Source organism: Peribacillus loiseleuriae (assembly GCF_001183985.1).
GTDB lineage: Bacteria > Bacillota > Bacilli > Bacillales > DSM-1321 > Peribacillus > Peribacillus loiseleuriae.
Genome location: NZ_LFZW01000001.1, coordinates 5,094,714 through 5,118,642, shown reverse-complemented (window position 1 = coordinate 5,118,642; position 23,929 = coordinate 5,094,714). Strand labels below are relative to the sequence as shown.

Here is a 23,929-nt window from a genome sequence, read left to right as displayed (position 1 = left end):
AAGTAGGTTTATAGACTTCCTTTTTAGTAGTATGAGAATTAGAGTCAGAAATTTTAGAATTTGAAAATGAATTATAGGTATATAAGAGATAGATGAAAATGTGTCGAAAGTAGGTGACATCATGGGAAAGGTTCTTGCGATTGCCAATCAAAAGGGCGGAGTTGGCAAAACAACGACCTCAGTGAATCTAGGCGCTTGTTTAGCATACATTGGGAAAAAGGTATTGTTAGTGGATATTGACCCTCAAGGAAATGCAACGAGTGGAGTGGGCATTGATAAGTCGGATGTCGAACAGTGTATATATGATATTCTGGTCGAGGATGTCGAGGCAAATGTAGTGATTAAAGAGACAAAGGTGGAGAATCTATATACGATTCCTGCTACGATTCAACTTGCAGGGGCAGAAATAGAATTGGTGCCGACCATTTCAAGAGAGGTCCGTTTAAAAAGGGCGCTTGAGGAAGTTAAAGATCAATATGATTATGTAATCATTGATTGTCCACCATCATTAGGGTTGCTTACGTTAAATTCACTTACTGCAGCAGATGCTGTATTGATTCCTGTTCAATGTGAATATTATGCATTAGAAGGACTTAGTCAGCTATTGAACACCATTCGTCTTGTTCAAAAGCATTTGAATCAATCCTTGAAAATTGAAGGAGTGTTGCTGACTATGCTTGATGCCCGTACAAACTTAGGCTTACAAGTGATCGAGGAAGTGAAAAAATACTTCCGGGATAAGGTGTATCAAACCATTATTCCTAGAAATGTCAGATTGAGTGAGGCACCGAGCCATGGAGAACCCATTATTATCTATGATCCTAAATCAAAAGGAGCAGAGGTTTATTTAGACCTGGCAAAGGAAGTGATAGCGAATGGCTAAGGGACTTGGTAAAGGAATCAATGCGTTATTCACAAATCTTGAAGTCGGGAAAGAAGATGCTGTTATAGAAGTAAATATAAAGGAATTACGCCCAAATCCTTATCAACCGCGAAAAGTATTCCGGAAAGAGAAACTTGCAGAGTTAGCACAATCCATTGAACTGCATGGAATTCTTCAACCGATCATCGCTAGAAAAAGTATTAAGGGCTATGAAATTGTCGTTGGTGAACGACGTTTTCGAGCAGCAAAGGAAGCGGGTTTGAAGACCGTCCCTGTCGTTGTTAGAACGCTTGATGAAAACCAAATGATGGAGTTGGCTATTTTAGAAAATCTTCAACGTGAAGATTTAAACCCAATTGAAGAAGCTACAGCCTATCAGAAACTACTAGAAAGGCAAGGGGTTACTCAAGAGGAATTAGCGAAACGCTTAGGAAAAAGCCGCCCTCATGTTGCGAATCATATTAGGCTACTCTCGTTGCCTAATGAGATCCAAGCCTACATTTCTGATGGGGTAATATCAATGGGGCATGGTCGTGCATTGCTTTCATTGAAGAATAAGGAGCTTCTACAATTTGTCGTTGATAAAGTACTAAGGGATGAGATGAATGTCCGTCAATTAGAACAATACATTCAAGATTATAATCAAGATGTTCCACGTGAAACGACAAGTAAAAAAGAGCAAGAGAAAAAAGACATTTTTATCAAAGAGCGTGAATCTGTTTTACGCGAACGATTTGGGACTTCGGTAACGATAAAACAAAGTAAGAAAAAAGGTAAAATTGAAATTGAATTTTACTCTCGCGAAGACCTAGAACGGATTTTGGAATTGATTCAACAAGAAGGTTTATCTTCATAAATAAAGAAGGGGAGAGTTCACGTAACTCACCCCTTCTTTATTAAGTGACAAGTGCATAATTTTTTTTGTATCTAATCGTACACCTGCTACGCGCGGGCCATGCTGGTGAAGGCATAAGCATGTGACGAACTTAGTCAGGATCCTTAGTTCTGGGGGTTCACTTCTCACTGTGTTTCTTTGGTTAAATAAGTTTATATTTGAATAACTAACTTTTTTGTAGCCAAGGACAGGTGGTGATTTTTTTCTTTACATAATATCCATAGATAAAGGTGAATGCGTTGGTTTTATTAGGAACATTAGTTAATGGTTTATGTATTATTGTTGGCACATTACTTGGCAGATTTCTTAAAAATATTCCTGAAAGTATGAAGCAGACGGTTATGAGTGGGATAGGACTTGCTGTTGTAGTACTTGGATTACAAATGGGCTTTAAAAGTCAGCAATTCCTCATTGTTATATTGAGCCTAGTTCTAGGGGCTGTGATCGGTGAATGGATTGACTTAGATGCTAAGTTAAATGGCTTGGGGAATTGGTTAGAAAGAAAGTTGGGAGGATCGAAGGAAGGATATTCCATTTCACAAGGCTTTGTGACGGCAACCCTCATATTCCTTATTGGAGCTATGGCAGTTATTGGTGCGCTGGATAGTGGAATTCGACATGATCATGAGGTGTTATATACAAAAGCAATCATTGATGGTTTTACTGCCATTATTCTAGCAAGCACACTTGGAATTGGTGTTATTTTCTCTAGTGTTCCTGTCGTGCTCTATCAAGGGATTATCGCTCTCTTTGCAACGCAAATTGATAAATGGGTTCCTGCTGCCTATTTGGATTCCTTCATTTCGGAAATGACGGCAACCGGAGGCGTTATGATTTTCGCTATTGGTTTAAATATAATAGGGGTTACAAAAATTCGAGTCGCGAACCTTTTACCCGGCATATTAGTAGTAGCTGTACTTACATTTGTCTTTTATTATTTTAAAATATCATTATAAGTGTGTGTTCAAAAAGGAGGATAAAAAGAGCCGAGAAGTTCGAGGAGAGACAGAGCGACGAAGAAATTTGACAGCTATTTTTACCGGACTTTTTGAACATCCTCTATAGGAGAGACGATAGTGCAACCTTTTGGCCTAGCTGTAAGATGTGTGAAACCGTCGTGTCTCAAGAGTGAAGGAACAATAGCTATTTCTAGAAAAGAAGGGAATAAGTTTTTCCCTTCCACTACACACTTTTTTCCTGATCTAACACTAAGTTAAAATGAGTGATTGTTGTCTGCTTAGCTGGAAATTGGCTGCTAGCAAAGTAAATGCCATTGGCAATCGTTTTTGCCATCTTTAGGACAAGACTTAGACGAGTGTTTTGTAAAACCATGAATTCCATAAATCCACTTACATTCACAATCCCAGTAATATGGGCATCCCCTACAGATGGAAGATCCTTATTAACCCCAGCTCCCGGTTTAACAGGCCCCTCGCCTACTTGCACGATTCCAACGCTTTTTAAACGACCAAGACAAGCATCAATCCCTATGATGAATGGATTATCATGTGTCGTTTTAATGACTGCAAGCTGTTCAGTTAAGTTCATCGCATGTATGGGTTCTTCAAGCGTGCCATAAACGAAAAATGGAGAAGGGATTGTTTTTTCTAATAATAAAGTTCCGACTAGTGGACCGAGAGAATCTCCTGTGGATCGATCAGTTCCAATGCAAACGATAACGATAGGCTGCCCGTTAGCAGGAAGTAATGAAATTAATTCCTGAGAAACTCTTCGTGATGCATCTATCTCATCATGTAAAATCCGGCTCATCCCATTTTTATTATCAAATAAACTAGATTTCAGGTTCATCGGCTCCACTCCTTTGTAATAGTACTAACAGTATACGAAAAAAAAGGAAATGGTATACGTGAAGGTGGGGAAAGAAATTTAAAAAAAGGATTATAGTTTGGAGAGTTATTGAAAATGGTATAATACCATCATTGGTTACATTCATTATAGAAATGTTTTACTATTCCTTTTATTTAAACCAAAAGAACTTATCTGAGAGACTAATATGATTAGTAAAATCAATTTAATTGAAAAAAATTACTGTTTGGTTGGTGATTGATTTGCCTTTTTCAAGTAAGATGTTAGAAGGATTTATGGACAAATTTTTTGCAGAAGAGACATGGCTTATAATTGGTGAGAGCTTGTTACAAGTTTTACTCATTTTCGTTTTATCTCGTATTGTTATTAAGGTTGGAAAAGGTATTATTTCTAAATTTTTCTTAATACGTGCAAACAGTCCAATACGTGTGTCAGAACGTCGAGATGCTACTTTATTAAGATTACTAAAAAATATTCTTACATATACCGTTAATTTTATTACCATCATTATGATCTTGGAAGCAGTAAACATTGAAGTGAAGGCATTATTAGCTGGAGCAGGAATTATCGGGTTAGCTGTTGGTTTCGGAGCACAAAGCTTGGTGAAAGATGTAATTATGGGCTTCTTTATTATATTTGAAGATCAGTTTTCGGTGGGTGACCAAATAAAGATTAAGGATTATGAAGGAGAGGTAATGGAAATTGGGTTGAGGACGACTAAAATTAAGAGCTCAATTGGACAACTGTTTGTGATTCCAAATGGAAGTATCCTAGAGGTGACTAATTTCTCTATTCTAAATAGTGTCGCTGTTGTTGATCTTACGCTTCCTTATGATGGGGATATCGAGCGTGCGGAAAAAACGATTTCTCATATGCTTGAATCATTGCCTACTAAATATGAAGATATCGTGAAAATGCCTCAAGTGTTAGGCATTCAGTCACTTAGCCCAAATGATGTAGTACTGAGAATTACGGCTGAAACTGCTCCGATGCGGCACTACTTTATAGGCAGGGTTTTACGAAAGGAAATAAAAAACTGTATTGATGAGAATCATCTAAAAGCCACAGTCCAAGAAGAGTCATAATGTACAAATTGTTTGAGAAAAGGATGAAGAAAAGTGGAAGAGAAAGTATTTGGCCTTAATGATATAGTCGAAATGAAAAAGCCCCATCCGTGTGGGGTAAACAGCTGGAAAGTCATTCGCTTAGGGATGGATATCCGCATTAAATGTGAAGGATGCGGACATAGTGTCATTTTGCCAAGACGTGAATTTAGCCGTAAAATGAAGAAAGTATTAAAGAAGCACGAGGAAGAGTAAGAACTAGCTTCCAAAGTGGCTACTATGGTGCTTAAAGGCTTGAAGAAGGATTGCTTTATTTCCTTGTCTTTTTCATGTCCACTATCTATAATTGTGAAAGGTTTAACTATACAATTGTAAAATTAGTTTATTTTTAATATAAAAGGTAATTTATTAGAGGAGTGAAAGAAAATATGGCTTTAACAGCAGGTATTGTTGGTTTACCGAATGTTGGTAAATCTACATTATTCAATGCAATAACACAGGCTGGTGCAGAATCTGCCAACTACCCATTCTGTACGATTGACCCGAATGTCGGTATTGTAGAAGTACCAGATCATCGTCTGCAAAAATTAACTGAATTGGTGCAACCCAAAAAAACTGTTCCGACAGCATTTGAATTTACGGATATTGCGGGAATTGTAAAGGGTGCTAGTAAAGGTGAAGGACTAGGAAACAAGTTCCTATCACATATCCGCCAAGTGGATGCAATCTGCCAGGTTGTACGCTGTTTCGCAGATGATAATATCACACACGTTTCAGGTAAAGTAGATCCAATTGATGATATTGAAGTGATCAATCTTGAATTGATTCTTGCTGACCTTGAATCGGTTGATAAACGCATTGAACGTGTCGGGAAAATGGCAAAGCAAAAAGACAAGGACGCAATGTTCGAACATGAAATTCTAGTTGCTTTGAAGGAAACGTTAGAAGCAGAAAAACCTGCTCGTACCGTGGAATTTTCAGATGAACAGGTAAAAGTTGTGAAAGGCATGCACTTGCTAACAGCAAAACCGATGTTATATGTCGCAAATGTAAGTGAAGCTGAAGTTGCAAACGCTGATGATAATGAATATGTGCAACAAGTGCGCGAGTATGCTGCGAAAGAAAATGCAGAAGTCATTGTCATTTGTGCAAAAATAGAAGAAGAAATCTCCGAGCTTGATGGAGAAGAAAAGGAAATGTTCTTATCTGAACTTGGCATTGAAGAGTCTGGTCTTGACCAATTAATTCGTGCTTCATACCATTTACTTGGACTTGCTACGTACTTTACTGCAGGTGTACAAGAAGTTCGCGCATGGACATTCCGCAAGGGTATGAAAGCTCCGCAATGTGCGGGTGTGATTCATACAGACTTTGAACGAGGGTTTATCCGGGCTGAAACGGTATCGTATGAGGACCTTTTGGCAGCAGGAAGTCATTCAGCAGCTAAAGAGGCTGGAAAGGTTCGCCTTGAAGGGAAAGAATATATCGTGAATGACGGCGATGTAATCCATTTCCGTTTTAACGTATAAGTCAGTAAAGGGGATAACCAAAAGGGGTCAGACCTCACTCTCTAAATACGGTTTATTGTGTCTTATACACGTAATGTAAACCCATATATAGGAGAAGTGGGGTCTGACTCTTTGTCATAGGACCATTCCCATTTAGTGAGTTCAATCAATCTGTACATAGATGTGTTGCGAAATATGAAGAACTGTGCTATACTTTTATCTTGTGAGTAATTATATAATTGCTCCTTGCCCAATAAGGGCCGCTTAGACCAAAAGGAGGTGACAGAGATGAGAAAGTACGAAATTATGTACATCATCCGTCCAAACATTGAGGAAGACGCTAAGAAAGCACTAGTTGAACGTTTCAACACAATCCTTACTGATAATGGTGCGGAAATGACTGAAACAAAAGAGTGGGGTAAACGCCGCCTAGCTTACGAAATCAATGATTTCCGTGACGGTTACTACATGCTTCTTAAAATCAACGGTGAAGCAGCTGCGATCCAAGAATTTGATCGTTTAGCTAAAATTAGCGAAGATATTATCCGCCACATGGTGACTAAAATCGAAGCATAATTTGAAATAAATATAAATTCCCATTTGACAGGGGTTGATTCTGATGATGAATCGCGTAGTTTTAGTAGGTCGCTTAACAAAAGATCCTGAATTACGTTACACACCAAATGGAGTTCCTGTTGCCACTTTTACATTAGCTGTTAATCGATCTTTTTCGAATCAGCAAGGTGAAAGAGAAGCAGACTTCATTAACTGTGTAGTTTGGCGAAAACCGGCAGAAAATGTGGCAAACTTCTTGAAAAAGGGAAGTTTAGCTGGCGTGGATGGACGTGTCCAAACACGTAATTATGAAGGACAAGACGGCAAACGTGTATATGTGACAGAGATTCAAGCTGAGAGCGTTCAATTTCTTGAACCACGAAGCGGTTCAGCGGGTGAAAGAAATGAAGGCGGTTCTTACGGAAATCAAAAAAGTTATAACAACAATAATAACGGCTTTGATAACAACAATTCGTATGGACAAAATCCAAATCAGAATCAACGGAGCAATAACAACTATACACGCGTAGATGATGACCCATTTGCAAATGACGGTAAAACAATCGACATTTCAGATGATGATCTACCATTTTAAGCGATCGGTAGCTTAAAAGAAATTAAATAAGAAGGAGGACAAAACAATGGCAATGGGTGGACGTAAAGGACGCGGAAAGCGTAAAAAGGTTTGTTTCTTTACATCAAACGGAATTACTCACATCGACTACAAAGATGTGGATCTTCTTAAAAAATTCATCTCAGAACGCGGTAAAATATTACCACGTCGTGTAACAGGTACAAGTGCTAAATACCAACGCAAATTAACAATTGCGATTAAACGCTCACGTACTATGGCATTACTACCATACGTATCTGGTGAATAACAACAGTTAAAAACACATTGGGGGGTTTCTCTAATGTGTTTTTTGTTAGCGAAAATAGAACGATGCTTTAAAGTCCTCTCATTAATCCTTAAATTACGGTTATCTTTTATCCCGCATTAGCGGGCGGTAAGATCCCCACCTCAAGGCTTAAAGGAATCGAAGAAGCGTAGGTGGAGGATGAAGAAAACCCCACTGATTGAAGTTTCATCTTGTGTCCAATCAGTAATTTTTTTATACAAGGAATCTGATACTTCATTCAAAGTCGCTGTTAACCCCCTTATTGAACATAATTGTACATAAATTTGATAAAAGTGAAAGAAGAAACAGAGAGAAAGTTTGAAATATGGCATTGTAAACAGCTACAATAATAGAAGGCTTTTCCTCTATTCCATTCTTTAGGATTTGGATTGTAGTCATAAAATGATTTACCTCGTCAATAATGAAAGGATGTGAAGGGTTGAACAACGGAAGAAAGGTAGCGGAAGGCGGAGTATTGCTTGCTCTGTATAGTATATTATTGTTTTTGACGATTCAATTACCTTTCATTGGATCAATCTTATTTTTTATTTTACCGGTTCCTTTTATTTTAATAGCGCTTAAACAAAGTATGACCTGGACCTTTGGCTTCTTATTCATTGCCTGTTTACTAACTATGATCTTTGGGACCGTCTTGGCTCTACCAGTAGCCTTACTGACAGGTTTTCCAGGGATTGTAATTGGCTATCATCTGAGGAAAAATCACTCTACCATCAAGATATTCATAAGTACAGTGCTTGTCATGTTAGCCTGTATAATTGTAATGTTCGGATTTTCTGTCTGGTTCATGAATGTAAATATTATTACCGAGAGTATTGGAATGCTGAAAATATCAGTAGAGAAATCCAGTGAAATGCTCGCCGCATTTGGAAAGTCTCCAACAGATAAGAGCGTAGAAGACATTTATGTTGCAATTGATTTAATGGATACATTAATACCGTCTATGTTTGTGATAACTTCGATTATCTTGTCCTTTTTAATCCTTCTAGTCGCTCAGCCATTTTTAAAACGATTTAGCGAAAAGAAATTGAAATGGCCACCATTTAGAGAACTACAACTTCCCAAAAGTATTTTATGGTATTATTTAATTACAATGATTATAGCGATGACTACGAATCCTAATCAAGGTGATTTCCTATTTACTGTAATCTCCAATCTTTTATTTATCTTGCAGTTCTTTGTTTTGTTACAAGGTTTGTCGTTTGTCTTTTTTTGGTCACATAGACAAGGATGGTCAAAGGTCATACCTATAATCATTATTATCCTTTTATTAATGAACCCAGTTTTTCAATTTATCGTTAGATTTTTGGGTATTATCGATTTAGGGTTTCCTTTGAGACAAAATATCGCTAAAAAGAAATAACGTGCATAAAATGATTGAAACGAGCAAATTGTATGATGCTTTTAGGAGCTGAAAATATGCCATCATATTTAAAAAAGTACCAGATCCTATCCCGTTTATATGGATTGCTGGCGGTAGCCATTCTGTTATTAGGTGTTCTCACTTATTACAATTGGTGGGCTGCAGCTATAGGGTTTTTGCTTTTCATTGGTTTGTTCGCCCTTGTTCTGCAAGTGGAATTGCGGAATCGGCGTGAAACCGAGGAGTATATCTCAACCTTATCTTATCGTTTAAAAAAGGTCGGTGAAGAGGCACTACTCGAAATGCCGATTGGAATCATGCTGATGAATGATGATTATTACATCGAATGGACGAACCCGTACTTAGCTTCCTGCTTTGATGAAGATTCCTTAACGGGCAGGTCGTTGTACGATGTAGCAGAAGCGATTGTTCCGTTGATTAAGCAGGAATTGGAGAGTGAAACAATTACTCTCAATAGCCGGAAATTCAGGGTTGTGCATAAGCCTGAGGAACGGTTGTTGTACTTTTTTGATATCACAGAACAAATTGAGATTGAAAAGCTATACGAAGATGAACGAACAGCTATTGCAGTGATTTTCCTCGATAACTATGATGATTTGACTCAGGGAATGGACGATCAGCGCAAAAGTAGTTTAAACAGCATGGTTACTTCCTTACTTAATAAATGGGCAAAGGATAATGGCGTTTTATTAAAACGGACTTCTTCAGATCGCTTTATTGGAATTTTTAACGAAAGCATTTTACAACAGCTGGAAAAAGGGAAATTTGCTATACTTGATGAAATTCGCGAATCAACTTCGAAACATAATGTACCGCTGACATTAAGCATCGGCGTGGGTTCTTGTGTATCCTCGTTGCCTGAGTTAGGGTCAATTGCTCAATCGAGTCTTGATTTGGCGTTAGGACGCGGTGGTGATCAAGTAGCTATTAAATTGCCGAATGGAAAGGTTAAGTTCTATGGTGGCAAAACGAACCCAATGGAGAAACGCACTAGAGTGCGGGCGAGGGTCATCTCACATGCGTTGAAGGATATTGTACTTGATAGCGATAAGGTCATCGTGATGGGGCATAAGAGCCCTGATATGGATGCGATTGGTTCAGCTATAGGGATATTAAAAGTCGCACAGACAAACGATCGTGAAGGCTATATCGTAATTGATTTTCAAGATATCGATAAAAGCGTTCAACGATTAGTAGCGGAAATTAAAACAACGAAACCTGATTTATATGGACGGTTTATTACACCAGAGGATGCCTCTGAAATAATTACGGATGAAACACTACTAGTCATTGTTGATACCCACAAGCCATCAATGGTCATTGATGAACGATTGTTGAACAGAATGGATCAAGTGGTCGTAATAGATCATCACAGACGTAGTGATGAATTCATTTCTCATTCCTTGCTCGTTTATATGGAGCCATATGCTTCATCAACGGCAGAGCTTGTGACTGAACTGCTCGAGTATCAGCCAAAGAAAAGCAAGATGGATATGCTAGAGGCAACTTCCCTTCTTGCGGGCATTATCGTCGATACAAAGAGCTTCACCCTTCGAACGGGTTCAAGAACCTTTGATGCGGCATCTTATTTGCGCACTCAGGGAGCGGATACAGTACTCGTTCAGAAGTTTTTAAAAGAAGATGTTCATACGTATATTGAGCGTTCGAAGCTCATTGAAACTGTCTCCTTTTATAAGGAGGGCATTGCGATTACAGTTGGTGAACCTGACGAAAGCCATAATCAAGTATTAATCGCCCAGACCGCTGATACATTGCTTACGATGGACGGAGTTGTTGCTTCTTTTGTCATTGCAAAACGTTCAGATGACGTGGTAGGTATCAGTGCTCGTTCACTCGGAGATATAAATGTGCAAGTCATTATGGAGATGATTGATGGCGGAGGGCATTTAACTAATGCGGCAACTCAAGTGACAGGTTCGATTGATGAGGCTGAATCGTTATTAAAAGCAGCTATCGATGAATATTTAGAAGGAGGAAAAAGACAATGAAAGTAATCTTTTTAAAAGACGTAAAAGGAAAAGGGAAAAAAGGGGAAGTTAAAAATGTTGCAGATGGCTATGCACATAACTTTCTTTTAAAACAAGGATTAGCTGTTGAAGCGAATAACGCAAACACAAAAACACTTGAGGCTCAAAAAAATAAAGAAGACCAGCTTACCGCTGAAGAATTACAGCAAGCAAAAGAATTGAAAGAAAAAATTGAAAACCTAACAGTTGAGTTGGAAGCGAAAGCTGGTGAAGGTGGCAGATTATTCGGCTCAATTACAACAAAACAAATTGCTGAAGCACTTCAGAAGAAGTATGGCATCAAGATTGATAAACGAAAAATGGATCTGAATGAAGGGATTCGTTCTTTAGGCCACACAAAACTACCAGTTAAGTTGCACCATGAAGTGACGGCGACACTAACAGTTTCTGTAAAAGAAATTAACTAATTTTAGCACTATCATATCGATGAAAAGTTGATAAAATAGAGATAGATAAGAAACATCCATGAGCATCTGATCTAAAACCCAACGGTGAAAAGGGTTCAGGTTCTCAAATTGCATCACCTAATAAAGGTGGCGGTGCGGAGCTGATTTTGCGAAGCACCGCCTCTTTTCCACAGAAAAGGAGATCGGGCTTTTACGTTCAATCTTCTTTTTTTGATGAAATGATTCCGAGTGTATAATAGCTGTGCTATTCAAATAAATATGTAAAAGAACTTTATAAAAAAGGAGGCCAAAATATGAATGAGGCATTTCAAGATCGGATACCGCCGCAAAATGTCGAAGCGGAACAGGCTGTTTTGGGAGCCATATTTTTGGAACCTTCATCATTAACGGTTTCTTCGGAGATTTTAATACCTGAAGATTTTTATCGGTCATCGCATCAAAAAGTATTTAATGCCATGCTTAAGCTTAATGATATGGGAAAGGCTGTCGACTTAGTGACAGTTACTGAAGAGCTAGCAGCTGCAAAAAACTTAGAAGAAGTTGGGGGCGTTTCTTATTTAAGTGAACTAGCTGCCTCTGTCCCTACTGCAGCCAATGTTGAATACTACGCGAAAATTGTAGAAGAAAAGTCATTATTGAGAAGATTAATCCGTACAGCAACTAATATTGCTCAAGAAGGATACAGTCGGGAAGATGAAGTGGAAAGTCTGTTGGGTGAGGCTGAGAAGAGCATCATGGAAGTTGCTCAAAGGAAAAACTCAGGCGCCTTCCAAAACATTAAAGATGTGCTTGTCAGAGCTTACGATAATATAGAAGAGCTGACCAATCGCAAAGGAGACGTTACGGGTATTCCGACGGGATTTGCTGAGCTTGACCGGATGACTGCTGGATTTCAGCGAAATGATTTAATAATCGTTGCAGCTCGTCCTTCGGTTGGTAAAACAGCGTTTGCACTGAATATTGCTCAGAATGTTGCAACGAAAACGGATGAAAATGTTGCGATTTTTAGTCTTGAGATGGGTGCCGAACAGCTCGTGATGCGTATGCTTTGTGCAGAAGGAAATATTAATGCCCAGAACTTACGAACAGGCGCCCTGACAGATGAAGACTGGCGTAAACTGACAATGGCAATGGGAAGCTTATCAAATGCTGGAATCTATATCGATGATACTCCAGGTGTTCGGATTGGTGAAATTCGCTCCAAGTGTCGCCGTCTTAAGCAAGAGAACGGTCTTGGAATGATTATGATTGATTATCTTCAATTAATTCAAGGAAATGGGCGTTCCGGTGAAAACCGTCAACAAGAAGTATCTGAAATTTCTCGTTCCCTTAAGTCGCTCGCTCGTGAACTTCAGGTGCCAGTCATTGCCCTTTCCCAGCTCTCGCGTGGAGTCGAGCAACGACAAGACAAGCGACCAATGATGTCTGATATTCGGGAATCAGGAAGTATTGAGCAGGATGCGGATATTGTCGCTTTCCTATATCGAGATGACTATTATGACAAAGAATCGGAAAATAAGAATATCATTGAAATAATTATTGCCAAACAACGTAACGGCCCAGTAGGAACTGTATCTCTTGCTTTCGTAAAGGAATACAATAAGTTCGTTAACCTTGAGAGGCGTATGGATGATGCCGGCATGCCGCCAGGGGCATAGTGATAATTTATAAGGTTTGGGTCTTGCGCTTTACACACGGTGTATAGATTTAGTTTCTTTAATTCATTGTCTACAGTTGTGAAATCGGCCACTGTTTTTTTCTATTTGAAAATTGTATATCCAAATAATTAATGGGACTTATTATTAACGAGCAATTTCTATTAAAATGTGATTGATGTTCGTGTTGTGGTTGAGTGTGATGACAACTCACTGTTAAAATAGGTTTGTTGAATAAGATCCCGGTGCATCATTTAGGATTACGTAAACCTTTGGGAATATTTTTCTAATATATCATTAGTGGTAGTGGTTGGAATGCAATGGGGCGAAGAAGGAAAAGGGAAATCACAGGCTTTTTATCTCAAAATGCAGAAGCCATCGCTCGTTATTAAGGTGGGAACAATGCTGGGTATACGAGTAAATATAAAGACCAAATCATACATGAATTTCTGGCAAGCTTAGAAATGATGGGGGAATGCGAGCCTGTTTATGAAGAACTACCAGGTTGGCCTGAAGATATTGCGGGCTGCAAATCACTGGACGAGCTTCCGGAAAATGCACGTCATTATGTAGAGCGTATTTCTTAGCTAACGGGTATTCCGTTAACGACCTTCTCAGTAAGTCCAGACCGAAATCAAACGAATATCGTCAGAAGTCCTTGGCATTTAGAATAGTTTACTCCTAAGGAGGCTGTCCTATCGGGCTAGATCCCACATCTTCTATATGATGTGTACGTAACACGTTAAACGGTGTATAGAGTGTGAGGTCAGACCCTTTTAGGTCAACCTCTTTATTGTTTTTAAAAGCTTGATAATAATGTTTCAATTACAATACGCGGAATGCCAAAAGTCTCATATTGAAAAAAATAAATGATTTAATCTAAAATACTATTGCATTAACAAGTAAAACTATGATATTATCAAAAGCGTCGTAATAAATGAGTAGAGTTTTTTGTACGAGCCATTAGCTCAGTTGGTAGAGCATCTGACTTTTAATCAGAGGGTCGCAGGTTCGAATCCTGCATGGCTCACCATAATGGCCCCTTGGTCAAGCGGTTAAGACACCGCCCTTTCACGGCGGTAACACGGGTTCGAATCCCGTAGGGGTCATCGGCACATTGAAGTGAATCAAGTAGCTGGCAAGTCCAGCTAACTTGTAAGGCTTCAATAGTATGCTTAACATTATTATATTCATATGGTCCCGTGGTGTAGCGGTTAACATGCCTGCCTGTCACGCAGGAGATCGCGGGTTCGATTCCCGTCGGGACCGCCATTTCTTTTTTTTGATGAAGAAATGGAGATAAGTAATTGACTTTAGTGAATTTTATATGGCTCAGTAGCTCAGTCGGTAGAGCAAAGGACTGAAAATCCTTGTGTCGGCGGTTCGATTCCGTCCTGAGCCACTTCATAACACTCCTTTTGGAGTGTTTTTTTGTGCCTTGCTTTTATACATTGATTTGGACTCATTTTAGCCACAAGTTACCCTTTTGTGACACTATGTCAGAAATTATACAATTGTATTACATTCCGGCGTCTATGCCATGTTTCTTTTTTTATTATGGTAGAGTAATTGAAAATGAATCTAGTCCAATTTATCCCGCATTAACGGACGTAAGGCCCTAAAACTCAAGGCTTAGAGGAATCGAAGAAGCGTAGGTGGGGGGAACTGCCCGTAAAATCCCCACTGATAGAAGTTTCACTTTATCTAGATGTATCTCTTAAATTTATAATGAATTGAGTTGCGTGGTAATAGGAGGATTAAGGATATGTTAAGTAGGAAGAGTATATGTTCCACTTTGTTAATAATGGCTAATATCACTCTTTTTGTGATGACTATTATTCCAAAGGGCTCTGTAACTGCCATAGACGCGTGTGGGATACTTCTGAATGATCAAGAATATGCGAATAATGAAGTTGGCGGCAGTATAGAAAATTTCTTATATAAGAATCAGTTAATAGAGGAGCAAAGAGTTAGTACCGAAAAGGTAAGTGATGAGGTGCTAGGAGAAGTAATCAAGCAATTCGAAGACAAAGAGGAAGCCTATGCATATGTTATTGCTGGCGAGGTGATTGCATATTTGTCATCTAAAAAAGAGGCTGAAGAAGTAACGAAGAATATTATGTTTCAATATATGTCAAAGGAGGAGTCCTTTGGCCTTAAAAGTTTTTTAGAAAACAGGAAAATCATGAATGTTCAGTTAACTGGGCCTATTACGTATAAATACAATCCTGTTCAGCCAGACCAAATACAATCGGTTGAAGAAACTCTTGCATTCATTAATAAAGGAAAATTAATCTTAACGGATTATATGGTTAAGGAAGAGAAAAGTTTGCAGGAGATAGCTGATATGAATCATCTCACAACTGAAGAAATGTTACAACTAAACGCTCATTTATCAACCGATGATGTGCTGAAAAAGGGAGATGTTTTGGTTATATCCAAAACCATCCCTTTTATTAATGTAACGGTTGAGAGAGAATGTCTTCATGAATCTGCTATTCCATTCGAGACTAAGGTTAAAGTAGATGAAACCTTGTATACAGGTAAAACTGAGTTGGAACAAGAAGGTAGAAATGGTCGTAAAGTTGTTGCCTCGATGATTGTCAATGAGCAAAATGAGAAGGGTGAGTATCAAGAAATAAAATCAGAAATCATTACAAAAAAGCCTGTGGCTGAGCGGGTTATTAAAGAAACAAAAGAAACCCCATTACAAGGAACAGGTTCTTTTATTTGGCCTGCAGATGGCGGGTATATTTCTAGTGAACAAGGGCCGCGCTGGGGGAAAATTCATAAAGGCATTGATATTGCGCAACCAACTACAAAAACCATCCATGCGGCTGATCACGGTATTGTGGTTGAAGCTGGAATATCAGGTGGTTATGGTAATAAAATTAGGATTGATCATAATAATGGGTACGAAACAATTTACGCCCATCTTGAATCGATGGATGTGAAGATAGGAGATACCGTTGAAAGTGGCTCTAAGATTGGCATTATGGGTTCAACAGGTCACACGACTGGCACTCACCTTCATTTTGAGATTTTGGAAAATGACCATCTTGTTGATCCGCTAGATTTTGTCCCACATTAACGGGCAGTGGAACCCTTACGGATAGAAATTACTTTATGAAATAATAAAATGGATTCTTTCTTTTCTACATAAAAAGTCTTCGGATTATAGATTCGAAGACTTTTTATGTAGAAAAGAATAAGTATGAAAATGTCTGGTAAATAAGGGATGATAGTAGGAATAGGATGATTTCATTATGATAAAATGATAAAGTAGGGTAAAGAGAAGCTTAATAGATTTTTTATGAATGATAAATCTTTTGTTCAATTGATAAAAGGTACATGTATATATTTTAGGCCATGATTTGTAGATAAAGGGGAGATGTTTATGGAAAAGAAAATTCTTGTTGTTGATGATGAAAAGCCAATTGCTGATATTCTACAATTTAACTTAAAAAAGGAAGGCTTTGATGTTTCTTGTGCTTATGACGGCAATGAAGCTCTTAAAATGGTAGAAGAACTTCAGCCAGATTTAATATTATTAGATATAATGTTGCCTCAGCGAGATGGCATGGAGGTTTGCCGAGAAGTACGCAAGAAATATGAAACGCCTATTATCATGCTTACGGCAAAAGACTCCGAAATAGATAAAGTATTGGGTCTTGAGCTAGGAGCGGATGACTATGTGACAAAGCCTTTTAGTACACGAGAGATCATTGCCCGAGTGAAGGCGAATTTAAGACGCCAGCAGGCGGCTCCAGTTTCAAATCCTGAAGAACAATCGAAAGAGATTTCGGTAGGTACACTCACTATTCATCCAGATGCTTATGTGGTTTCCAAACGCGGTGATACGATTGAATTAACTCATCGGGAATTTGAATTGCTACATTACTTGGCAAAACATATTGGTCAAGTGATGACGCGTGAGCATTTGTTACAAACGGTATGGGGATATGATTATTTTGGAGATGTGCGTACCGTCGATGTTACAGTTAGACGTCTTCGTGAAAAAATTGAAGATAACCCAAGCCACCCTGGCTGGATTGTAACAAGAAGAGGGGTAGGCTATTACCTGCGTAACCCTGAACAGGAATAAACGCCATGAAAAAGGTCGGTTTACTTCGTTCAATTCACGTGAAATTTGTAGTGATTTATTTACTACTAATTTTTGTTGCTATGCAAATTATTGGTGTTTATTTTATTGGGAAATTAGAAGACAATCTTGTTAATAACTTTCAGAGTTCTATACGTGGTCATGTGAATCTTCTAACTTATAGTATTAGTGAAGAAATGGTCAAGGAAAGAAACGATAATGACCCCACCCTTGAAGATGCAATTAAGACAATTCTAAGAGACCGCGATAAATCCTCAAATAATATAACTGAAGTTCAAGTCATAGAGCTTCGCAGTCGACGTGTGCTTGGGACATCTGATCCTGGTAATCAGTCGATTGTTGGCAAAAAAACGACGGAAGACATAATTAAAAGAACTCTTGTTTTAGGAGCTGCGGATCAGGATGTACTTTATGATCTGAAAACAAATAGACGTGTCTGGGTTTTAGCCGTACCGGTAGACTATAATGAAAAAGTTATTGGTGCAGTTTATGTAATTGCAGATATGGAGAATGTTTTCGACCAATTAGATGAAATTAATCACATTTTCATCACCGGGACAGCCATCGCTTTAAGCATCACCGCATTATTAGGTGTTTGGTTGGCAAAAACAATTACGAGACCGATGACTGATATGCGTAAACAAGCCATTGCTATGTCAAAAGGAAATTTCTCAAGAAAAGTTAAAGTCTATGGCGATGATGAAATTGGCCAGTTGGCGGTTACCTTCAATAATTTAACGAAAAGGCTGCAGGAGTCACAATCTAGTACGGAAGGTGAACGGAGAAAGTTATCTTCTATTCTTTCCTATATGACAGATGGTGTCATTTCGACTGATCGTCGGGGACGGGTCATTTTGATTAATGAACCTGCTGCAAAGTTATTAGATGTTTCACGTGAAACAGTACTAAATCAACCCATCATTGAATTATTGGATCTTGAAGATGACTATACGTTTGAAGATTTATTAGAAGAGCGGGATTCCGTCATTTTAGACTATAGCAAGCCGAAACAACCGTATATTCTCCGGGCTAATTTTTCCGTTATTCAAAAAGAAACAGGCTTTGTGAATGGTCTTATTACGGTGCTTCATGACATTACTGAGCAGGAAAAGATTGAAGAAGAACGCCGTGAATTTGTGGCTAACGTTTCCCATGAATTACGAACGCCGTTAACAACGATGCGCAGTTATTTGGAAGCACTAGCGGAAGGGGCCTGGAAAGACGAAGCTATTGCACCTTCTTTTCTAAACGTAACACAAAATGAAACAGAGCGTATGATTAGACTGGTTAATGACTTATTACAGTTATCGAAAATGGATAGCCGGGATTATAAATTAAAAAGTGGCTGGGTGAATTTTAATGATTTCTTTAACCATCTAATTGACCGTCTTGAAATGTCAAAAAAAGAGACGATCACATTTAAACGATACATTCCTAAAGAATCGTTCTTTGTTGATATTGATGAAGATAAAATTACCCAAGTCCTTTATAATATTATCTCAAACGCGACCAAGTACTCGCCTGAAGGTGGTCAGATTACATTCAGGGTTAAGGACGAGGAAAAGTCTATTATCATCAGTATTAGTGATGAAGGTGTCGGGATTCCTAAAAGTAATTTGGAAAAGATTTTTGAGCGGTTTTATCGCGTGGATAAAGCTAGATCAAGGAATCTTGGAGGAACTGGCCTTGGCTTGGCGATCGCGAAGGAAATGATTGTTGCCCATGGCGGGAAAATCTGGGCTAAAAGCGTGGAAGGAAAAGGGACAACAATCTATTTCACCCTTCCTTACGAACTGGAGCAAGAGGATGATTGGTCATGAGTTTTGAAAGAATGAAAAGCATTGTTCTGCTGATATTAGTTTTTATAAGCGCGTATTTAACTTGGCAAATTTGGACCTATCAGCCCACTCTAAAAAGGACAGATCAGAGTGAGTATTTTAAAGTATTAAGTGATACAAAAAGTATTGCGGATGTTGTGAAGCCAAAGAATGCCCTTTTCCATGTGGGAGAGCGACATTTCCAAATAAACGACGAAGAGAAAATGAATAACATCCAGTCTGCGTTCTTGAACTGGTCATTATACAGCTTTGAAAAAGTCAATGAAACGGAATTTCTAAATATCCAATCAAAAGCGAATACAGAAATTAACTTTGCTGATCAAATTCCATTCAAGCTCTATAAGTCTGTATTTAATGTGGAAATGAATGAGGTTCCTGAGTTTTCTTTTGATAAAATCATATTTACTTCCGCAGATAGTAATATGGAAGAAGCGAAGATTTACTTTATTTCAACAGAAAATAAGACAGTTATTCAAACCATCGTCAATGGAGAAAGTATTCGTACGTTCTATGAGATATATTATAAACATGCGAATGAGTATCCTGAATGTATAAAGTATCAGGTCAGTAAGAGAAAGGAAATCTATGTTTTAAAAGACCCCGCTCCTATGAAGCAGTCTAGTTATCAACTGGGATATAGGAAGTCGATTATGAATAACTTTAAGTATGCCTTATTTAGTGATCCAACATCCGTTCGCCAAGAGTATGTCTCCAATGTTGAAGAATTTACTGATGGGACCAGGCTATTATCTGTTGACCGTAATTCATCGATGATTAATTTTATCAACCCTTCACAAAAGAGAAAAGTAGTTAGTAGTACTAGTGATTTATTGCAGCAAAGCATTGACTTTGTAAATGACCATGCAGGTTGGGATACAGGCGACCATACAGGTGAGTATGAAAGCTCATTTCGATTTTCCGAGCTATGGCAAGGGGAGCGAAGAGTAGTCTTTCGTTTATTTGTCAAAGGACTTCCGGTATTTAACGAAGTAGGGATGGCAGAAATTGAACAGGTTTGGGGTAATGAGGAAATCTTTCAATATCGACGCCCGTATTTTTATCTAGATTTACTTTATCCTGCAGAAGAGCCTGCTGAATTGCTTCCTTCTGGTGAAGAGGCGGTGACAGCTTTGAAAAATATAAGGAATTTTAACCCCGAAGTGCTTGAAGATCTTGAAATTGGCTATCAAATGACCAAGCCTACACCTGATTCGAAAAGTGTCATCTTGAAGCCTGCTTGGTATTACCAGTATGGAGGAACTTGGATCATCTTACCTTTTGAGCAAAAAGGAGAGGATCGATAATGGACTGGAATCGAACGAAGACCATATTCATCATGGTGTTTCTCATTCTTGATCTTTTTCTTTTGGATCAATTTATGGGGAAGAAAAGTGATAATAAGTATGATTACATGTCTCAAACTCCTATTGATGAGCTTTTAAAGGAAGAAAACATAACATATCCTCCTATGCCTAAACAAAAGCAGAAGGGAAACTATTTAGTAGCAAAAACGAAGGTTTTTAAAAAGGATGATCTGAAGTCTTTGAAAGACCAGGATCTTTTGATCGTAGATGTAGAGAGAACGAAACTAGTAGGCACGTTTAAAAATAAAACCAAGGTCAGTGAAAAGTTACAAACAAGTGAAATGGATCTTTTCATGAAGGAAAATATCTTTCATGGTGAGGATTATAGCTACTGGGCATACGATAAAACAATTAATTCAATTGTTTATTACCAGGATTTTGATAGTAAGATCTTTTATAATAACAGCAAGGGTAAGGTAACATTATTTTTAAATGAAGATAGGGAAATCGTTTCATACGAACAAACATATTTAGAAGATATTGAAGAATATAATGAACCGAAAGAAATGATCCTCCCGATAAAAGCCATCGAAGCTCTTTATTTAAAAGGAGATATTCCGCCAGATAGTGAGATAACCAATTTTCAACCTGGTTATTATAATTCTTTACAATCTAACACTTCCTCTTCATCTTTGCTGTTAGTGCCTACTTGGCGAATTATTGTAGATGATAAAAACGACTTGTTCGTAAATGCATTTGATGGAGAAGTAATTGAATTGAATACGGAGGAAAAAATATTATCGGAGTGAGGGGTATGAGTATGCATTTTAGTGTTCTCGCAAGCGGGAGTACGGGAAATGCTATTTTCGTCGAGACAGAGGAGCACTCTTTTCTTGTCGATGCCGGTTTGAGCGGCAAGGCGATGGAAGCATTATTCAGTGAAATTGGCCGCGATATGTCCAAGCTGTCAGGCATTCTTGTTACACATGAACATAGCGATCACGTTAAAGGCCTTGGGGTCATAGCGCGTAAATATAAATTACCCATCTATGCAAATATGAGTACATGGAATGCGATGGAGAGAATAATTGGCGAAGTACCGGTTGAACAAAAGTTCACATTTGAAATGGAACAGATTAAAACATTTGGGAATTTAAATATTGAATCATTTGGTGTTTCCCATGATGCAGCAGAGCCTATGTTTTACGTGTTCCATCAAGGTGATAAGAAGCTTGTCTTAATTACAGATACAGGCTATGTGAGTGATAGAATGAAAGGCATCATCAAAAATGCCGACATGTACGTGTTTGAAAGCAATCATGATGTATCAATGCTTAGAATGGGTAAATATCCTTGGAGTATTAAACGACGAATTCTGAGCGATTTTGGGCATGTTTCAAATGAAGATGCAGCAATTGCCATGAGTGATGTTGCGGGAGATCGGACAAAACGAATTTATCTGGCACATTTAAGCCTTGATAACAATATGAAAGATCTCGCACGTATGTCTGTTGAGCAAACATTGCAAACTAAAGGAATCGTCGTTGGAGAGCAATTCTCTCTCTATGATACAGATCCGAAAAAACCAACTGAATTAGTACTTGTTTAGGAATGAAAAGAGATACTCTTTTCATTCTTTTTTTGATAAAACATTTGTATAAGGTGTACTTGAAAGGTCGAAAATGGTAGGAATACATAATGAAGGGAAATTTTTTTATCTTTAGTCTTAAATGAGTATAATGGAAGAGATAAACAAAGACTAATGTATGCATTTATTTAATCTCAAAAGGAAGAGAGGATTGAACAAATTTGGGATACTACGATGATCATATGTATGAAAACAGAAACCAAAAAGGAAAAAGACGCCTAGGAGGATACTTTTTATCAACGGTCGCAGGAGTAATTGTCGGAGCATTGCTCGTTTTCTTCATGTTACAAGGTTATCCAAATTCTAATGGGCAGAATCAAAGCGGAAACATGAACGGACTAGGGAAGACAGAGCAAATCCAGCAGCAAGTATCTGTTAATGTCACGTCAGCTGTGACGGATGTGGTTGACAAGGTTGGTGCGGCGGTAGTTGGGATTACAAATATCCAGCAATCTAAATTTTGGGGAAATCAAGAAAGTCGTGAAGCGGGAACGGGATCAGGTGTTGTATATAAAAAAGAGAATGGAAAAGCCTACATAGTGACGAATAATCACGTTATTGAAAATGCAACGGAACTAGAGGTAACCTTAGTGGACGGAACAAAACTTCCAGCTATGTTGAAAGGAAGTGACCCATGGATGGATTTAGCTGTCGTAGAAGTCGATGGTACGAATGTTCCAACGGTTGCTGACTTTGGGACTTCGTCTTCTTTAAAACCAGGTGAACCAGTCGTCGCGATTGGAAATCCGTTAGGCCTACAATTTTCAGGGTCTGTAACGCAAGGAATCATTTCAGGCTTAGAGCGTACGATTGAAGTGGATATTAATAATGATGGTCAGGTCGATTGGAATGCAGAAGTTATTCAAACAGATGCAGCCATTAATCCTGGAAATAGTGGAGGGGCTTTAATTAATATGCGGGGTCAAGTCATTGGAATAAACTCCATGAAAATTGCAGAAAGTGCAGTTGAGGGGATTGGTCTTTCGATTCCAATCGATTCAGCGATCCCAATCATTCAAGATCTTGAAAAGTTTGGTGAAGTAAAGCGACCATTTATGGGAGTAAGCCTTGCATCAGTTGAAGAAATCTCACAATATCATCAGCAAAACACGTTGAAGCTACCTACAGATGTAATAAGTGGTGTTGCTATTACGAGTGTTCAATCGAATTCACCAGCAACAAAAGCTGGTCTAGAGGAATTTGACGTTATTGTTGCATTGGATGGGAAGGAAGTTTCCGATGTCGTTGATTTGCGTAAATACTTATACAATGAAAAGAAAATTGGTGATAAGCTGGAAGTAACCTATTACCGCAATGGTAAACAATTAAAAACGACCATGGATTTGTCAGTAGAACAACAAATGTAATGAAAAAACGGGGGAGTCTCATAAGGGTCTAACCTCGCACTCTAAATCAGATATGTAGTGTTCCATACACTTATCTTATTCTGTAGTTAGTTGTTGCGTGGTTTGACACATTACCCTTGAGGCACCCTCATTTTCATTGCATTTTTTCTGTTTTTTGTTAAGATAACATGTGGATAAGCGGGAGATTGGAAATAAAATGAGTGCAATCGTTAGATTTGTGGATAACTAATTCATATAAGCAAATAAAGAAATTAACCATGAATAATGTCGATATAAAGGAGAGAAATGAATGATTTATTGCTGTGATGATCATGTCGATATGGCACTGGATACTGTGGTGGTAGAGCAAGAAACGTATCCGACGCTTGATATTATACCTAATGAATTGAAGTTATCAACAACTTGTGGATATTGTCGAAACAAGGCAATATATATGGTAGGGAACTAATATTCCTATACAAGATGTGGATACTAAATGTGGATATGTGGATAACATTTGTGGATAA

General features: G+C 38.3%; 22 protein-coding genes, 4 tRNA genes and 1 pseudogene. 26 read left to right on the top strand and 1 reads right to left on the bottom strand.

Annotated elements, in window-relative coordinates; all coding sequences use genetic code 11:
• Positions 1-121: 121 nt before the first annotated feature.
• The 3 genes from AC625_RS23635 (at position 122) to AC625_RS23625 (ending at position 2,734) form a co-directional block, all read left to right on the top strand.
• Positions 122-883: a ParA family protein gene (locus AC625_RS23635; protein ID WP_049683494.1), complete on the top strand. Its 762-nt coding sequence runs from the start codon at positions 122-124 to the stop codon at positions 881-883.
• The gene (locus AC625_RS23630) at positions 876-1,739 is read left to right on the top strand and encodes a ParB/RepB/Spo0J family partition protein (protein ID WP_049683493.1); all 864 of its coding nucleotides are present in this window, start codon (positions 876-878) and stop codon (positions 1,737-1,739) included. Before AC625_RS23635 ends, AC625_RS23630 begins: the two co-directional genes overlap by 8 nt.
• A 278-nt stretch (positions 1,740-2,017) precedes the next feature.
• A complete protein-coding gene (locus tag AC625_RS23625) occupies positions 2,018-2,734 on the top strand; it encodes a DUF554 domain-containing protein (RefSeq protein ID WP_049683492.1) in 717 nt (238 codons plus the stop codon).
• A 226-nt stretch (positions 2,735-2,960) separates the two neighbouring features.
• Here the strand turns inward: AC625_RS23625 and yyaC are convergent, their stop codons facing one another.
• Complete coding sequence (gene yyaC, locus AC625_RS23620; protein ID WP_049683491.1) at positions 2,961-3,587, bottom strand: spore protease YyaC; 627 nt, start codon at positions 3,585-3,587, stop codon at positions 2,961-2,963.
• Between the two features lie 293 nt (positions 3,588-3,880).
• Here yyaC and AC625_RS23615 point away from each other — a divergent pair, with 293 nt between their 5' ends.
• The 23 genes and pseudogenes from AC625_RS23615 to AC625_RS26200 all read left to right on the top strand — a co-directional run bounded on the left by AC625_RS23615 (position 3,881) and on the right by AC625_RS26200 (position 23,871).
• Complete coding sequence (locus AC625_RS23615; protein ID WP_245645072.1) at positions 3,881-4,690, top strand: mechanosensitive ion channel family protein; 810 nt, start codon at positions 3,881-3,883, stop codon at positions 4,688-4,690.
• A gap of 33 nt (positions 4,691-4,723) precedes the next feature.
• On the top strand, positions 4,724-4,924 hold the full coding sequence (locus tag AC625_RS23610; RefSeq protein ID WP_049683490.1) for a DUF951 domain-containing protein: 201 nt from the start codon (positions 4,724-4,726) through the stop codon (positions 4,922-4,924).
• Between the two features lie 173 nt (positions 4,925-5,097).
• A complete protein-coding gene (gene ychF, locus AC625_RS23605; protein ID WP_049683489.1) occupies positions 5,098-6,198 on the top strand; it encodes a redox-regulated ATPase YchF in 1,101 nt (366 codons plus the stop codon).
• A gap of 267 nt (positions 6,199-6,465) precedes the next feature.
• Positions 6,466-6,753, top strand: a complete 288-nt coding sequence (rpsF, locus tag AC625_RS23600; protein ID WP_049683488.1) for a 30S ribosomal protein S6 — start codon at positions 6,466-6,468, stop codon at positions 6,751-6,753.
• A gap of 43 nt (positions 6,754-6,796) precedes the next feature.
• On the top strand, positions 6,797-7,327 hold the full coding sequence (ssb, locus tag AC625_RS23595) for a single-stranded DNA-binding protein (protein ID WP_049683487.1): 531 nt from the start codon (positions 6,797-6,799) through the stop codon (positions 7,325-7,327).
• Between the two features lie 46 nt (positions 7,328-7,373).
• On the top strand, positions 7,374-7,613 hold the full coding sequence (gene rpsR / locus AC625_RS23590) for a 30S ribosomal protein S18 (protein ID WP_049683486.1): 240 nt from the start codon (positions 7,374-7,376) through the stop codon (positions 7,611-7,613).
• A gap of 457 nt (positions 7,614-8,070) precedes the next feature.
• Positions 8,071-9,012, top strand: a complete 942-nt coding sequence (locus tag AC625_RS23585; protein ID WP_049683485.1) for a YybS family protein — start codon at positions 8,071-8,073, stop codon at positions 9,010-9,012.
• 56 nt (positions 9,013-9,068) lie between these two features.
• Positions 9,069-11,042 (top strand): DHH family phosphoesterase, encoded by a 1,974-nt coding sequence (locus AC625_RS23580; RefSeq protein WP_049683484.1) that lies wholly within the window; start codon positions 9,069-9,071, stop codon positions 11,040-11,042.
• A complete protein-coding gene (rplI, locus tag AC625_RS23575; RefSeq protein WP_049683483.1) occupies positions 11,039-11,488 on the top strand; it encodes a 50S ribosomal protein L9 in 450 nt (149 codons plus the stop codon). Before AC625_RS23580 ends, rplI begins: the two co-directional genes overlap by 4 nt.
• A 293-nt stretch (positions 11,489-11,781) precedes the next feature.
• Positions 11,782-13,146 carry a replicative DNA helicase gene (gene dnaB / locus AC625_RS23570; protein ID WP_049683482.1) on the top strand — a complete coding sequence of 455 codons (1,365 nt, stop codon included), beginning with the start codon at positions 11,782-11,784 and terminating at the stop codon, positions 13,144-13,146.
• A gap of 419 nt (positions 13,147-13,565) precedes the next feature.
• Positions 13,566-13,817 (top strand): annotated as a pseudogene (locus tag AC625_RS26205) (adenylosuccinate synthetase); the annotation flags it as partial.
• A gap of 283 nt (positions 13,818-14,100) precedes the next feature.
• Positions 14,101-14,176: transfer RNA gene (locus tag AC625_RS23565), tRNA-Lys, on the top strand.
• Between the two features lie 4 nt (positions 14,177-14,180).
• A tRNA-Glu gene (locus tag AC625_RS23560) sits at positions 14,181-14,252 on the top strand.
• An 87-nt stretch (positions 14,253-14,339) separates the two neighbouring features.
• A tRNA-Asp gene (locus tag AC625_RS23555) sits at positions 14,340-14,415 on the top strand.
• Between the two features lie 57 nt (positions 14,416-14,472).
• Positions 14,473-14,545, top strand: a tRNA-Phe gene (locus tag AC625_RS23550).
• A gap of 363 nt (positions 14,546-14,908) precedes the next feature.
• Positions 14,909-16,234 carry a peptidoglycan DD-metalloendopeptidase family protein gene (locus AC625_RS23545; RefSeq protein ID WP_049683481.1) on the top strand — a complete coding sequence of 442 codons (1,326 nt, stop codon included), beginning with the start codon at positions 14,909-14,911 and terminating at the stop codon, positions 16,232-16,234.
• Between the two features lie 306 nt (positions 16,235-16,540).
• Positions 16,541-17,248 carry a response regulator YycF gene (gene yycF / locus AC625_RS23540; RefSeq protein WP_049683480.1) on the top strand — a complete coding sequence of 236 codons (708 nt, stop codon included), beginning with the start codon at positions 16,541-16,543 and terminating at the stop codon, positions 17,246-17,248.
• 5 nt (positions 17,249-17,253) lie between these two features.
• On the top strand, positions 17,254-19,086 hold the full coding sequence (walK, locus tag AC625_RS23535; protein WP_049683479.1) for a cell wall metabolism sensor histidine kinase WalK: 1,833 nt from the start codon (positions 17,254-17,256) through the stop codon (positions 19,084-19,086).
• The gene (locus tag AC625_RS23530) at positions 19,083-20,408 is read left to right on the top strand and encodes a YycH family regulatory protein (protein ID WP_049683478.1); all 1,326 of its coding nucleotides are present in this window, start codon (positions 19,083-19,085) and stop codon (positions 20,406-20,408) included. The genes walK and AC625_RS23530 overlap by 4 nt, the downstream gene beginning before the upstream one ends.
• A complete protein-coding gene (locus AC625_RS23525) occupies positions 20,408-21,217 on the top strand; it encodes a two-component system regulatory protein YycI (RefSeq protein WP_049683477.1) in 810 nt (269 codons plus the stop codon). The genes AC625_RS23530 and AC625_RS23525 overlap by 1 nt, the downstream gene beginning before the upstream one ends.
• 5 nt (positions 21,218-21,222) lie before the next feature.
• A complete protein-coding gene (locus AC625_RS23520; protein ID WP_049683476.1) occupies positions 21,223-22,017 on the top strand; it encodes an MBL fold metallo-hydrolase in 795 nt (264 codons plus the stop codon).
• A gap of 200 nt (positions 22,018-22,217) precedes the next feature.
• Complete coding sequence (locus tag AC625_RS23515; RefSeq protein WP_049683475.1) at positions 22,218-23,423, top strand: S1C family serine protease; 1,206 nt, start codon at positions 22,218-22,220, stop codon at positions 23,421-23,423.
• 289 nt (positions 23,424-23,712) lie between these two features.
• Positions 23,713-23,871: a CxxH/CxxC protein gene (locus AC625_RS26200; protein WP_082191220.1), complete on the top strand. Its 159-nt coding sequence runs from the start codon at positions 23,713-23,715 to the stop codon at positions 23,869-23,871.
• The last annotated feature ends 58 nt before the right edge of the window (positions 23,872-23,929 follow it).